Below are 13,919 nucleotides of genomic sequence, written 5' to 3' on the forward strand. Positions count from 1 at the left end.
TAAAGCTTCAAGTCCTGCAGTCCGGCACGTCGCGCGTGCCCAGGCCCATCTTCTTGAACTCAGCTTCCGGCAGACCCAGCGTCTGCGAGATGTTAGGTACCGACTTCACGACCTTGTTGTAGAACGAGCCGTCGGCAGCCTTGGCCACTTCGGTGATGTAGGTCGTGCCGACGCCGTTGCGGTTGGCGTCGATCTTCACTTCACCTGCCGGCCCCTTGAAGTTGGTCTTTTGCAGCGCATCGCGATACGCCTTCTGCCCGCCGGAGAGATCGCCCTTGACGACGTCGAGCGCATCGAGCGTTGCCTTGGTATTGATGTAGTACAGGTACGCGAAGAGGGAAGGGCTCGGGAAGCCGTCCTTGAAAGTGGCCTTGTAGTCGGACACGAACTTCTTCCACTCCGGCGTGTCGATCGAGTCGGCCATCGGGCCGGCGGAAGCCGTGCCCAGCAACGACTCACGGCGCTTGCCCTTGAAGTTGAGAACAGTCTGGTCGACCGTGATGGAGCCGCCGATCATCGGCTTGTCGCCACCGGCCTGTTCGTATTGCGTCAGGAAGTTGACTGCGTCGGAACCGCCCAATACGACGACCAGGGCGTCGATGTTTTTCGGGATCTTGGCGATGACCGACGCATAGTCCTTGGTGCCCAGCGGCACCCACGCCTTGTCGATCACCTTGCCGCCCTTGGCGCAGTAGCTCGCCATGAAGCCTTGCACCTGCGAATAGGGGAAGCCGTAGTCCTCGGCGATGAGGAAGGTCCGCTTGTAGCCCTTGGCCAGCGCGTGCTCGCCGAGGCCCACCATCCACTGCGCGCCTTCGGTGTTGAAGCGATAGAAGTTGGGCGCAGGGTCTTGCAGCGTGGCAGCCTGTGCGCCGGCCGAGCCGTTGATGAAGGTGACGTTGGGCTGCGTCTTGGCGTAGTTCTTGACCGCGATGCCTTCGTCGCCCGACAGCGGGCCAATCATGATCTGCACCTTGTCCTGCTCGACTGCCTTGCGCGTCGAGTTGACGGCCTTGTCGGGTGTCGCGTCCGACGACACCTTGATGAACTCGATCTTCTTGCCGCCGGCCATGCCGTTCTTTTCCTTCAGCGCCAGGTCGGCACCGCGCATGCCGTCTTGCCCGGGTGCCGCGAACGGGCCTTCGAGCGAGGCCAGCAGGCCGATCTTCAAGACCTCTTGCGCCTGGGCCATGCCCGCGAGGCCGGCCATGGCCAACGCCGCTGCGGCACCGACGAGGCTGCGCGCGAATATCTTCTTGTGCTCTTGCTTAACCGTCATGTCTCGCTCCTGTTGTGGTTTTCGAATGCGGCCTCTGCCGCGGCTGGGGACCTCGACCCGACAGGCGACTGCGCAGGTGTTGCCACAAGCCCAGCAAGCCGTCGGGTGAGAACAGGACGATCGCGAGGAAGACCCCGCCGATCACAAGATTGAAGCGCTCGCGGTCGACCAGGTCGATGGCGAAGTTCTGCAAAAGTACGAAGACGACAGCGCCAATGAACGCGCCGATCGGATGCTTCATGCCGCCGAGCACGGCGATGATGAGGATGTTGATCATCGCGCCGATACCGACGGTGCCTGGCGAGATGCGGCCGTTGTACCAAACCAGCAGCACGCCGCCGACGGCCGCCAGAAAACCCGCCACCGCATACGCCGCCACGCGGTGCGCGGTCACGTTGTAGCCCAGCGCCTGCATGCGCCGTGGGTTGTCGCGGATGCCTTGCAGCGCTATGCCGAAGGGTGCGCGAACGAGGTGCTTTACCAGGAAGTAGCCCGCGACCGAACAGGCCAGCACCAGGAAGTAGAACGGCATCGGCTCGCGCAGGTCGAGCCCGAAGACGATCGGCGCGGCGAGTTTGCTGAAGCCCTGGAAGCCGTTGAAGAGCGTGTAGTTCTGTTGCGCCAGATAGAAGAATGCGACACCCACCGCCAGCGTGATCATGATGGTGTAGATGCCTTCAGTGCGCACCGACAGCCAGCCGATGGCCGCGGAGAACATCGTCGACAGCGAGAGCGCCGCGATCACCGCCAGCCACCACGGCCAGCCCAGGCTGATTGCCGCGTTGCTGCTCGTACCGATGATCGCGACCAGGTAGGCGGCAAAGCCGGCCACCGTCATTTGCGCCAGCGACACCATGCCGCCGTAGCCGCCGAGGAAGGTCAGCGACAGCGCGACCAGACCGAGCGCGAGCGATTGCGCGCCAATCTGGAAGGTGAAGAACGGCGTGGCGAAGAACGGGTAGAGCAGCACCAACGCGGCAACCAGCACATGGCGCCAGCGCACCGGGCGGAACAGCACGCGCAGCCAGCGCGGGAGGTCGCCGTGCGCGGGCAGTGGTTCGGCCGGGCGTGTGGTGCTTGTGGTGCGCGTGGTGCTTGTGGCACGTGGCAGCACCGCGACACCGGCGGTCGGCGACTTCATCGCCCGTCGCCACTGCGAAGCGCTCATGCGGCTTTCCCCATCAATCCACGCGGCTTGAACGCGAGCGCGACGACCATGATCACGAAAGTGAAGACCACGCTGTAGGTCGGCGCATAGGCGAGGCCGAATTGCTCCGCCAGGCCGATGAGCAATGCACCGATCGCAGCGCCGACCACGCTGCCCATGCCGCCGACGATGACCACGACCAGCGAAGCCAGCAGGTAGCGCGTGTCCTCGCCCGGCGAGATCGACAGGGCGGTGCCGCCCACCACGCCGGCCAACCCGGCGAGCCCGGCACCGATCGCGAAGGTCAGCGCGAACACCAGTTGAACGTTGACGCCCGCCGCGGCCAGCATGCCGCGGTCGTCGACGCCGGCGCGGATCATCATGCCGATGCGCGTGCGCGCCAGCAGCAGCCAGAGGCCCACGCCGATGACGATCGATGCCAGCAACACGAACAGTCGGTAGGTTGGAAACTTGGCGACAAGAGGAAGGGTGGTCGAGCCGTAGATCCACGCCGGCGGATCGAAGGTGTAGATCTCGGCGCCCCAGATCCAGAGCATCAGATCGGCGAAGACGATCGACAGGCCGATGGTCACCAGCGTCTGGCGCAGGTCTTGTCCCTGCATGTGACGGAACACCAGCAACTGCATCAGCAGCCCGAGGATCGCCGACGCGAGAAACCCGGCAATCACTGCGAGCACCCACGAGCCCGTGTGCTCGCCGACGAACCAGCCGACATAGGCGCCGAAAAGGTAGAGCGAGCCGTGCGCGAGGTTCACGTTGCGCATCAGGCCGAACACCAGCGTGAAGCCACTCGCGACCAGAAAGTAGAGCGATGCCAGCGTGAGGCCGTTGAGCAGCGTCTTGAAGTAGAGCGGGTAGTTGTCGGAGATGGCCCAGACCGAAAACACCGCGATCGGCACGCCGAAGATTAGCCAGAGCGCGAGCGACTTGCGATTCATGCGCGCCATGCCGTTCATGCGACGCGTTCCCAGGCACGCTCGGACGCGATGTCCGGCGCCTTGGCGAACACGCCGTCTTTCATCACCGCGAGGATGCGCTTGGGGTCGCGCAGGATCGACAGGTTGGCCAGCGGGTCGCCGTCGATCAGGAGCATGTCGGCCAGATAGCCATCCTTGATGACGCCGAGTTCGTCGGGCTGCATCATGATCTGACCGCCGTAGAGCGTGGTCGAACGGATGGCTTCCATGGGAGTGAAGCCGAGGTACTTGACGAAGAACTCCAGGTCGCGCGAGTTCTGCGTGTGGGGCGTAAAGGCGAAACCGTAGTCGCCGCCCGGCAGCACGCGAATGCCACGCTTGTGCATTTTGGAGAGCGACTCGAGCGCGGCGTCCCATTCGATCTGGTAGCCCATGTCGGTCGCCATCGCGTTGGTGATGCCGAACGCTTCTGCCTCGTGCAGCATCGCGTAGAGGATGGCGATTCCCGGTGCGACGAAGACCCGGTCTTTCGCGGCTTCGAGCATGTCGAGCGCTTCGTTGTCGACGAAGCTGGCGTGGTAGATCAGATCGATGCCGTGCCGCAACGCCTGCTTGACGCTGTCTGACGAGCGGGCGTGCGCGATGCCGCGCTTGCCGCGGATCTTGACTTCGCGCATGGCCGCGGCGACTTCTTCATCGAGCATCCAGGTCGTCTCCGATGGCGACTGCGGCGTGAAGTTATCGCCCGACAGATTGAGCTTGACCGAGTCGACGCCGTATTTCAAAAACATCCGCACGGCCTTGCGCATTTCGTCCGCACCCGAGATGTTCACGCCGAAGCTGAACTCCGGGAACGGCAGGTGCGGCAAGGTCTCGTCGCCCAGCCCGCCGAGCACCGTGATCTCCTGGCTGGCGGCCAGGTAGCGCGGTCCGGGGATCTGGCCCGAGTTGATCGCGTTGCGGATCACCACGTCGAGCCGCGGCTTGGCGCAGGCCGCGCCGACGCACGAGGTAAAGCCGGCTTCGAGGTATCGCTTCGCGACCTTGGCGCACCACAGCACGTGCTCTTCGAGCGGCAGGGTTTGGATGGCCGAGAGCGTGGCGGCGTCGTTCCACGAAAAGTGCGTGTGGGCCTCGCACATGCCAGGCATCAACGTGGCGCCTGCGCCGTCGATCACGGTGGCGCCGCCCGGCGCGATCGGTGCCGTACTGCGACCGACCTGGCGAATGCGGTTGCCGCGCACAAGCACGCTGCCGCTGAAAGGGTTCTGTCCGGTGCCATCGAGGATGCGGACATTGGTGAAGACGACGTCAGTCATGACCTTCTCCTCTCACTGGGCTGAGCGAGTGCTTCATGCGGTCGCCCAGCGGGTGGTGCGGGCCGAGCGCATCGGTGGCGCGCGGTGAAACTCGCCGTCTTTCATGACGGCCATGATTCGCGACTTGTCCTGCAGCACGGTGATGTCGGTCAGCGGGTCGCCATCGATGAGAAGGATGTCGGCGAAACAGCCTTCACGGATGTAGCCGATCGTCTTGCCCATCTTCATCATCGGCCCGCCCCACGCAGTGGCGGACAGCAGCGCTTCCATCGTGCTCATGCCCACGTACTTGACGAAGTATTCGAGGTCTTTGGCATTGGTGCCGTGCGGCGTCCATGCAAAGCCGTAGTCGCCGCCGGGCAGGATCCGGACGCCGCGTTTGCGCAGCGCGCGCATGCTTTCGACCGCGGCATCGAGCTCGCGGTGGTAGCCCATCTTCATCGTGACCTCTTTGGTCAAACCCCATTGGCTCGCGTTGTGGCAGGTGTTGATGAGCCATGCCAGACCGGGTGCGATGAAGTGCTCGGTCTTGTGGGCTTCGAGCAGGTCGAGCGCCTCGCTGTCGGCGAAGCTCGCGTGGTAGATCACCTCGATGCCCTGCGTCACGCATTGCTTGATGGCCCAGGTGGAGCGCGCGTGGGCCGCGACGCGTTTGCCCCAGGCCTTAGCCTCTTGCACGCAGACGCGGATCTCTTCTTCGGTGAACTGGCTCATCTCGCTCGACATGCCGGTAATCGACTCGCCAGACAGATTGATCTTTACCGAGTCGACGCCCCACTTGGCCATCATGCGGACGCAACGGCGCATCTCTTCGGCACCGCTCACGACGGCGCCGAACGCGAACTCCGGCTGCGGCAGATGCGGCTGCGTGCTGTCGCCGAGTCCGCCTGGCACGGTGATCTCTTGTCCAGCGGCGAGGTAGCGCGGGCCGATGATCGTGCCGTCGGCGATCGCATTTCGGATCACCACATCGAGCCGCGGCTTGGCGGCTGCCGCACCAACGCAGCTGGTCCAGCCCATGTCGAGGTACTTCTTCGCGACCTCGGCGCACCACAGGATGTGCTCTTCCGGCGGCATGCGCTGGATCGCGTCCAGGCTCGGCTGGTCGTTCCAGGAAAAGTGCGTGTGGGCCTCGACCATGCCCGGCATCAGGAAAGCGCCGGCACCGTCGATGACCTGCGCGCCGTGAATGGGCGCCTGCGGTGCGCCGTGGGCGGTCTTCACGACGCGCGAAATGCGGTTGCCTTGCACCAGCACGTCGCCGGAGAAGGGCGCCTCGCCGCCGCCATCGAAGACACGCACGTTGGTGAAAAGAACGTCTGCCATGGCCGGCTCCTACTGGATGCGTTGGACGCGGTCGTGCGTCGCAAGAAATTCGCGCAGTTCGCGCTGGCATTCGTCGGGCCGCTCGACGGGTGTCCAGTGGCCGCATTTGGGCAGCACCACCACGCGCTTGCTGGCCGCGCGGTGCAGCCGGTCGGCCATGGCGCGCACGGCTTGCGGCGGCGCCACACCGTCTTCGTCGCCGGTCACCAGCAGCACGGGTGCTTCAATCTGTTCGACAGCGGCAGCTTGTGCTCCGGCCAGTGCTTCGCAGCTGCGTGCATACGCGTCGCCCTCCTGCCGCATGAGGCTCTCCCGCACGAATGCGACCACCACCGGCAGCCGTTGCCGCGTGTCGGCGGAGATGGCGGCCTGCAGCAGTGTCTGCGTGATCTCCTGCATGCCCGCAGCACCTTCGCGGGCCTTGGCAGCACGCGCATGCATTGCCGTGCGAGCCGCATCGGGCGGGGCGATGAGCGGGCCGAACAAAGCGACGCTCGCGACGAGCTTCGGATGTGCCGCGGCGATGTGCTGGCACACGATGGTGCCCATCGAATGGCCGACCCAATGCGCGCGTGTGATGCCCAAGCGATCGCAGATGCCGAGCAGCGTTTCGACATAGCGTTCGATCGAAAGAGCGCCTTCGACGCTTTGCGACCGGCCACTGCCGGGCAGGTCGACCCGCACCACGCGATGCCGCGCCAGCGCCGGCATCAGCGGCGTGTAAGTGTTGGAGCTGCCGCCCAGGCCGTGCACGCAGACCACGACAGGGCCGTCGCCTTCTTCTTCCACCGCAACGCGGTCGATGAGATGGAATGTCATGGCGATGTCGGTGTTGTCATTCGAAGCGGTTCTCGATGACGCCGACGCCGTCGATCTCGACGCGCACGACGTCACCCGAGCGCAGCCATTGCGGCGGCTTCATTCCCATGCCGACACCCGATGGCGTGCCGGTCGCGATGACGTCGCCGGGGTACAGCGTGATGCCGCGCGAGCAGGTTTCGATGAGCGTGGGGATGTCGAAGATCATGTCGCGCGTCTGGCCGTCTTGCCGCAGGGTGCCGTTGACCCAGCCGCGCACGCGGGTGGCGCAACCATCGACCTCGTCGGCCGTGACGATCCACGGTCCCATCGGGCAGAAGGTGTCGAAGCTCTTGCCCAGGCCCCATTGCTGGTGGCGCATCTGCACGTCGCGTGCGGTCACGTCGTTGACGATGGTGTAGCCGAACACATGGTCCATGGCGCGCGAGCGGGGGATGTTGCGGCCACCGCGGCCGATGACGACCGCGAGCTCCGATTCATAGTCGATCTGCACCGAGGCAGCCGGTGCCGGAAGCTGCACCGTGTCGTTGGGCCCGATCACGCATTCGGCCAGCTTGCCGAAGACGATCGGCCATGCTTCGGCTTCTGGTTTTGCGTTGAATACCGAGCCGGCCAACTCGGCTGCATGCGCGTGGTAATTGCGGCCGACACAGAACAAGCTGCGCAGCGGGCGCGGCAATGGCGAGCGCAGCGTGACGACGTCGACGGGCAGTCGTGCCCCCGAGGCTTGCGGCAGCATTTCGTCGCGCGCCATCGCCTGGATCAGCGGCAGCGTGCCGAGCGAAGGGTCGCGCACGGCCAACGGCGTGGCCTCGCGGCCATCCTGCGAAATGGTGCCGACATGGTCGCGGCCACCCCAGCTCCAACTGGCAAAACGCATAGACTTTGTCTCCATATTGCCCCGCAGTCTTTCCGGTGTGTACCGGGCGCCGCGAGATCTCGGAAGTCATTTTTGAGACTTGCGTCTCAAATCTGGTTGGCCGCATCATACGGTTGGCGCTTAGATATTCACAAGCCGAAACAGACCCTTCTTGACCCGTACAAACCCCATGCCGCGACTCAAATACAAGCTGACCGATCCTCCGATCGCACCCGAAGGCGGCGTTCGCGCGGCGACGTTCAAGGCGCTGCTCGAGGCGGCGATGGACATCATTCGCTTGAAGGGCCATATCCCTTCGGTCGCTGAGGCGGCGGCCCGATCGAAGGTGTCGCGCGCCACGGCGTACCGCTACTTCCCGAGTCGCAGCGCGCTGGTGACGGCAGTGGTCGACAGCTCGCTGGGACCGGTGCGCAAGCTCGCATCCGACAAGCCGAACGGCCGCGAGCGCGTCCACGAACTGTTCATCAAGACCTTTCCGCGCTTCAAGGAATTCGAGGCGCAGATGCGTGCTGCCGCGCAGTTGTCACTGGAGCAATGGGGCTTGGAGCGCGCGGGGCTATTGGAAGAAGAGCCCTACCGGCGCGGCCATCGCGTGGGCATTCTCGAACATGCACTGCAGCCGATGATTCCGTTGCTGCGACCGGCCGTGCGCGACCGTTTGCACCAGGCGCTGTCGGTCGTCTATGGCATCGAGCCGTACGTGATATTGAAAGACATCTGGGGTTTGCGTGACCGTGAGGTCGAGCGCACTGCGCTGTGGATGGCGGATGCGTTGATCGACGCGGCGCTGCGCGAGTCCGGACCCGACCCGCTGCCGCAGCCCGCGGATGCCGCTATTGCGCGAGAGCGCACGGTCGCCGTGGATCCCGAATGGCTCGACGCCCAGTACAACAACCGCGCACGCATCCCCGAGCATCCGGCCATCCTCCGCTATTGGGCCGACGCATCCGCCGACGCGTTCAAGCGACCGGACTGGGTGCTCGATGTCGCTTATGGCGACCATGCGAGCGAGCGGCTCGACATCCTCCCTGCGCGCTCGGGCGCACCCGTCTTCGTCTATATCCACGGCGGCTACTGGCGCGCACTCGACAAACGCGACCATGCCTTCATCGCGCCGCCGTTGCATGCCGCGGGTGCGATGGTCGTGCAGTTGAACTACGCGCTCTGCCCCGCGGTCGGCATCGAGCACATCGTGCTGCAAATGGTGCAGGCACTGGCCTGGGTCTATAGAAATGCAGAAGCACATGGTGGCGACCGCGAGCGGATCGTGGTGGCCGGTCACTCCGCCGGCGGTCATCTCGCGACGATGCTGCTGGCCTGCGATTGGCGCGCCGTGGCGCCGGAACTGCCGCGCGACCTCGTCAAGTCGGCACTGTCGATCTCGGGCGTGTACGAATTGGAGCCGCTGCGCCATGCGCCGTTTCTGTCGGCGGACCTCGGGCTGACGGAAGCATCTGCGCTGCGCCTGAGTCCGCTGCGGATGCGCGCGCCCACGATGGGCTCGCTGGTGACAGTCGTCGGTGCCGACGAGAGCGAAGAGTTCTTGCGTCAGGCCGATGCGATCGCGACGGCATGGGGGCCGCATGTCGTCCTGGCGAACGAGCGTGTTGCCGGCAAGAACCACATGAGCGTGCTGAACGACCTGGCGGACCCGAGGTCGTCGACGTATGCGCATGCGCTGTCCCTGCTGGGTCTGTCCGGCCCGGCGCGCGGCTGAGCGAGGCCGATTCGTCGGAGCGCCTCCAGCCGGCGTTTTCTAGCCGCCGCGCAAGTGCAAGTGCGTCGAGTTCTTCACTTCTTCCATCACCGCATAGGTCCGGGTTTCGCGCACACCCGGCAGCTGCCAGAGCACGCTGCCCGCGAAGGCCCGGTAGTCGCCCATGTCGGCGCTTCGGGTCTTGAGCAGATAGTCGAAGCCGCCCGCGACCATGTGGCACTCCATGATTTCAGGGCGTACTTGCACCGCCGCCTTGAATTGATCGAACACGTTGGGCGTCGTGCGGTCGAGCATCACCTCGACGAAGACCAGCATGCTGGCGCCGAGCCTGAGTGGGTTGAGGCGCGCTTCGTAACCCAGGATGTAGCCCTCGCGCGTGAGGCGTTGAACGCGGGCGAGGACCGCCGTTGGCGACAGGCCGATCGTGTCCGCGAGCTTGACGTTGGAGAGGCGGCCGTCGTCCTGTAAAGCGGCGAGGATGCGAACGTCGAGTCGATCCAGACCCGGAGCAGGATCTTCGATGGGTATCGCGGGAACCTTTGGTGGTTTCTTTGGCTTAAGCATCTGAATTCGAAATAAAAGTTGGTCCTATGGCCTGCATTATCGGTTTAACCACTACGGACGCCGCCATGACCGCCACTGCCGCACCTTTCGCTCCAGACGTCGCTTCAAACTCCATTTCGAACCACGCTTCCGACAGCGCCTCGAAGCACTCGGGGCCCCTGCCGTTTACAGACTTCGCCGATGCCCTCGACACCGCGACGCCGCTGCGTTCGCAGATCACGGCGGCCTATCGAACGCCGGAGCCCGATGCGCTTGCGCCACTGTTGCAAGCTGCACGACTCGAAGGCGATGCTTCAGAGGCAGCGCACACGCTGGCCCACCGCATCGCCACGCAATTGCGCAACCGGAAGAGCGCGACCGGCCGCGCCGGCCTGGTGCAGGGCCTGCTTCAGGAATACGCGCTGTCGTCGCAGGAAGGCGTCGCGCTGATGTGCCTGGCCGAGGCGCTGCTTCGCATTCCCGACGCTGCCACCCGCGACGCGTTGATCCGCGACAAGATCGCACGTGGCCAGTGGCAGGCGCATGCCGGCCGCAGTCCGTCGGTGTTCGTCAACGCAGCGACATGGGGTTTGCTGTTGACCGGCAAGCTGGTCGCCACGCACAGCGAAGCCGGCTTGTCGAACACGCTGACGCGGCTGATCGGCAAGGGCGGTGAGCCGCTCATTCGCAAGGGCGTCGACATGGCGATGCGGATGATGGGCGAGCAGTTCGTGACCGGCGAAAACATTGTGCAGGCGCTCGACCATGCGAAGCATCTGGAGGCCGAAGGCTTTCGCTATTCGTACGACATGCTCGGCGAGGCCGCGTTGACCGCGCACGACGCCGAGCGCTATCGCGTGGCTTACGAGCAGGCGATTCACGCGATCGGCAAAGCGTCGGCCAGCCGCGGTGTGTACGAAGGGCCGGGCATCTCGATCAAGTTGTCGGCGCTGCATCCACGGTACGTCCGCGCCCAGCAGGCGCGCGTGATGGACGAGCTGTATCCGGTGCTGCGTGACCTCACGCTGCTGGCGCGGCGCTACGACATCGGTCTCAACATCGACGCCGAAGAAGCCGATCGCCTGGAGCTGTCTCTCGACCTGCTGGAGAAGCTCTGTTTCGAGCCCGCGCTCGCGCAGTGGAATGGCATCGGTTTCGTCATTCAGGCGTACCAAAAGCGCTGCCCCTTCGTCATCGATTTCGTGGTCGACTTGGCGCGTCGCAGCGGCCACCGGTTGATGGTGCGGTTGGTGAAGGGCGCGTACTGGGACAGCGAAATAAAACGCGCGCAGGTCGACGGGCTCGAGGGCTATCCGGTGTTTACGCGCAAGGCCTACACCGATGTGTCGTACCTGGCCTGCGCACGGAGGTTGCTGGCTGCGCCCGATGCGGTCTACCCGCAATTCGCGACGCACAACGCGCACACGCTGTCGGCAATTTACGAGATGGCGAAGCCGTCGACATACACGCCGGGGCAGTATGAATTCCAGTGTCTGCACGGCATGGGGGAGCCGCTTTACGAGCAGGTGGTCGGTGCCATCGAACTCGGCAAGCTGAATCGTCCTTGCCGCATCTATGCGCCGGTCGGCACGCATGAAACGCTGCTCGCGTACCTTGTGCGACGCTTGCTGGAGAACGGTGCCAACACCTCGTTCGTCAACCGCATTGCCGACCCGACGATCGCCATCGAGGTGCTGGTGGAAGACCCGGTTGCGACCGTCGAGCAGATGGCGAAGAGCGAGGGTGCGGTTGGCTTGCCGCATCCTTCGATAGCGCTACCGGCGGCTTTGTATGGTGCAGTGCGGGCCAACTCGCGCGGGCTCGATCTTGGCAACGACGATCGGCTGCGCGCGCTGCGCGAGACGCTGACCCGGAGTGCGTCTGATGCTTGGGCCGCCGGTCCATTGCTGGCCTCTGGTGTCTATGCCTCGCCGCGCGCGCCGGCCGAACCGGTGCGCAACCCCGCTGACCTGCGCGATGTCGTCGGTCATGTGCAGGAAGCGATTCTGGCCGACGTGGAAGCTGCCGTCGCCGACGCGGAAGCCTTCGCGCCGATGTGGGCCATGACGCCACCAGCCGAGCGCGCAGCAGGGCTCGATCGTGCCGCCGATCTGCTGGAAGAACAGATGCCGCGCCTGCTTGGCTTGCTAGCCCGTGAGGCCGGTAAGACTTACGCCAACGGCATCGCCGAAGTGCGCGAGGCCGTCGACTTCCTGCGCTTCTACGCGGCGCAAGCGCGTACCGACTTCGCCGTCGAGACGCACCGGCCGCTGGGCCCGATGGTGTGCATCAGCCCGTGGAATTTTCCGCTCGCCATCTTCGTCGGGCAGGTCGCGGCGGCGCTCGCAGCCGGCAACCCGGTGCTGGCCAAGCCGGCCGAGCAAACACCGCTGATCGCCGCCGAAGCGGTACGGCTGCTTTGGCAGGCCGGCGTGCCGCGCGCGGCAGTCCAATTGCTGCCGGGACGAGGCGAGACGATCGGCGCCGCGCTGGTCGGCGACGCGCGCGTGCAGGGCGTCATGTTCACTGGCTCGACCGAGGTCGCGCGCATCCTGCAGAAGACCTTGTCGCTGCGGCTCGGCGCAGCGGGTCGCAGCGTGCCGTTGATCGCCGAGACCGGCGGTCAGAACGCGATGATCGTGGACTCGTCTGCGTTGGTGGAGCAGGTTGTCGTCGACGTCGTCGCATCGGCTTTCGACAGCGCGGGCCAGCGTTGTTCGGCGCTGCGCGTGCTGTGCGTGCAGGATGAGGTGGCCGACCGCGTCGTCGAGATGCTGAAGGGCGCGATGGCCGAATGCCGCATCGGCAATCCGGCGACGCTCGCAGTCGATATCGGTCCGGTGATCGACGCCGAAGCGCGCGGCGGTATCGAGCGCCATGTCGCCGAGATGGAGGCGCGTGGACGCAAGGTGTTCCGCACCGCACGCGACATCGATCACGCGACGCAGCACGGCACCTTCGTCGTTCCGACGTTGATCGAACTCGACAGCCTGTCGGAGCTGCAGCGCGAGGTCTTCGGGCCGGTGCTGCATGTGGTGCGCTACCGGCGCCGCGATCTTGGCGCGCTCATCGGTCAGATCAACGGCACCGGCTACGGGCTGACGCTGGGCGTGCACACCCGCATCGACGAGACGATCGCGCAGGTGGTCGAACAGGCGAAGGCCGGCAACGTTTATGTCAACCGCAACATCGTCGGCGCGGTGGTCGGTGTGCAGCCTTTTGGTGGCGAAGGGTTGTCGGGCACGGGGCCGAAGGCGGGCGGCCCGCTGTACATGTACCGGATGCTGGCGGCGCGGCCGGACGATGTGATGGCGCGCGCGATGGTGGATGCCGATCCAGGATATGCGTCGAAGGCCGATGACCTCGAGGTCTCGACGGCCACCAGGTCGAATTCCCCGATGACTGCGTTCGAAGCGTGGGCGCAACGTGAAGACCATGAATCGCTTGCAGTCCAATGCCGACGTTTCGCCGGCCTGTCGCGCAGTGGCCATGCCCGCACGCTGGTCGGCCCGACCGGTGAGCGCAACGTCTATACGCTGCTGCCGCGCGAGGCGGTGCTGTGTCTGGCGACCGACGATGCCGATCGGCTGGTGCAACTCGCTGCGGTGCTGGCGATCGGCAGCACCGCCGTGTGGCCGGCCGAGGCGCGCACCGAAGCATCGCGCGCATCGCTGCCCGCCGCAGTGCAGCAGTCGATCGTCATGGCGCAGGACTGGACCGCCAACACGGTGGTGTTCGATGCGGTGCTCCACCATGACGACGCCGCTTCGCTGATGCGGATCAATCAGGTGCTGGCCGGGCGCACGGGGCCGATCGTCGGTGTGCGGTCGTTGGCGCCCGGCGCGGTCGACATCGCGCTCGAAAGCCTGGTGGTCGAACGCGCGTTGAGCGTGAACTCCGCGGCTGCGGGCGGCAACGCGAGCTTGATGACGATCGGCTGAAGAAGGTGCC

General features: G+C 65.2%; 10 protein-coding genes. 2 read left to right on the forward strand and 8 right to left on the reverse strand.

What is annotated here, in order from left to right:
* Positions 1-7 precede the first annotated feature (7 nt).
* Genes H7F36_RS11760 through H7F36_RS11790 form a run of 7 tightly spaced genes read right to left on the reverse strand, consistent with a single transcriptional unit; the run spans position 8 to position 7,708 of the window.
* Complete coding sequence (locus tag H7F36_RS11760) at positions 8-1,279, reverse strand: ABC transporter substrate-binding protein (RefSeq protein WP_187051002.1); 1,272 nt, start codon at positions 1,277-1,279, stop codon at positions 8-10.
* A complete protein-coding gene (locus H7F36_RS11765; protein ID WP_222620377.1) occupies positions 1,269-2,447 on the reverse strand; it encodes a branched-chain amino acid ABC transporter permease in 1,179 nt (392 codons plus the stop codon). The genes H7F36_RS11760 and H7F36_RS11765 overlap by 11 nt, the downstream gene beginning before the upstream one ends.
* Positions 2,444-3,403, reverse strand: coding sequence for a branched-chain amino acid ABC transporter permease (locus H7F36_RS11770; RefSeq protein WP_187051003.1), 960 nt, complete (start codon positions 3,401-3,403; stop codon positions 2,444-2,446). The genes H7F36_RS11765 and H7F36_RS11770 overlap by 4 nt, the downstream gene beginning before the upstream one ends.
* Positions 3,400-4,683, reverse strand: coding sequence for a metal-dependent hydrolase family protein (locus tag H7F36_RS11775; protein ID WP_187051004.1), 1,284 nt, complete (start codon positions 4,681-4,683; stop codon positions 3,400-3,402). Before H7F36_RS11775 ends, H7F36_RS11770 begins: the two co-directional genes overlap by 4 nt.
* A gap of 33 nt (positions 4,684-4,716) precedes the next feature.
* The gene (locus tag H7F36_RS11780; RefSeq protein WP_187051005.1) at positions 4,717-6,009 is read right to left on the reverse strand and encodes a metal-dependent hydrolase family protein; all 1,293 of its coding nucleotides are present in this window, start codon (positions 6,007-6,009) and stop codon (positions 4,717-4,719) included.
* A gap of 9 nt (positions 6,010-6,018) precedes the next feature.
* Positions 6,019-6,828 carry an alpha/beta fold hydrolase gene (locus H7F36_RS11785; RefSeq protein ID WP_187051006.1) on the reverse strand — a complete coding sequence of 270 codons (810 nt, stop codon included), beginning with the start codon at positions 6,826-6,828 and terminating at the stop codon, positions 6,019-6,021.
* A gap of 16 nt (positions 6,829-6,844) precedes the next feature.
* Positions 6,845-7,708 carry a fumarylacetoacetate hydrolase family protein gene (locus H7F36_RS11790; RefSeq protein WP_187051007.1) on the reverse strand — a complete coding sequence of 288 codons (864 nt, stop codon included), beginning with the start codon at positions 7,706-7,708 and terminating at the stop codon, positions 6,845-6,847.
* A gap of 169 nt (positions 7,709-7,877) precedes the next feature.
* Between H7F36_RS11790 and H7F36_RS22390 the strand changes: the two genes are divergently transcribed.
* The gene (locus tag H7F36_RS22390) at positions 7,878-9,425 is read left to right on the forward strand and encodes an alpha/beta hydrolase fold domain-containing protein (protein ID WP_315971414.1); all 1,548 of its coding nucleotides are present in this window, start codon (positions 7,878-7,880) and stop codon (positions 9,423-9,425) included.
* Positions 9,426-9,464: 39 nt separating this feature from the next.
* Here the strand turns inward: H7F36_RS22390 and H7F36_RS11800 are convergent, their stop codons facing one another.
* Positions 9,465-9,989, reverse strand: coding sequence for an Lrp/AsnC ligand binding domain-containing protein (locus H7F36_RS11800; RefSeq protein ID WP_187051008.1), 525 nt, complete (start codon positions 9,987-9,989; stop codon positions 9,465-9,467).
* A 65-nt stretch (positions 9,990-10,054) separates the two neighbouring features.
* On the opposite strand from H7F36_RS11800, the gene putA reads away from it, so the two are divergent.
* On the forward strand, positions 10,055-13,909 hold the full coding sequence (gene putA / locus H7F36_RS11805; RefSeq protein ID WP_187051009.1) for a trifunctional transcriptional regulator/proline dehydrogenase/L-glutamate gamma-semialdehyde dehydrogenase: 3,855 nt from the start codon (positions 10,055-10,057) through the stop codon (positions 13,907-13,909).
* Positions 13,910-13,919: the final 10 nt, after the last annotated feature.

The organism is Variovorax sp. PAMC28562 (genome assembly GCF_014303735.1).
Taxonomy (GTDB): domain Bacteria; phylum Pseudomonadota; class Gammaproteobacteria; order Burkholderiales; family Burkholderiaceae_C; genus Variovorax.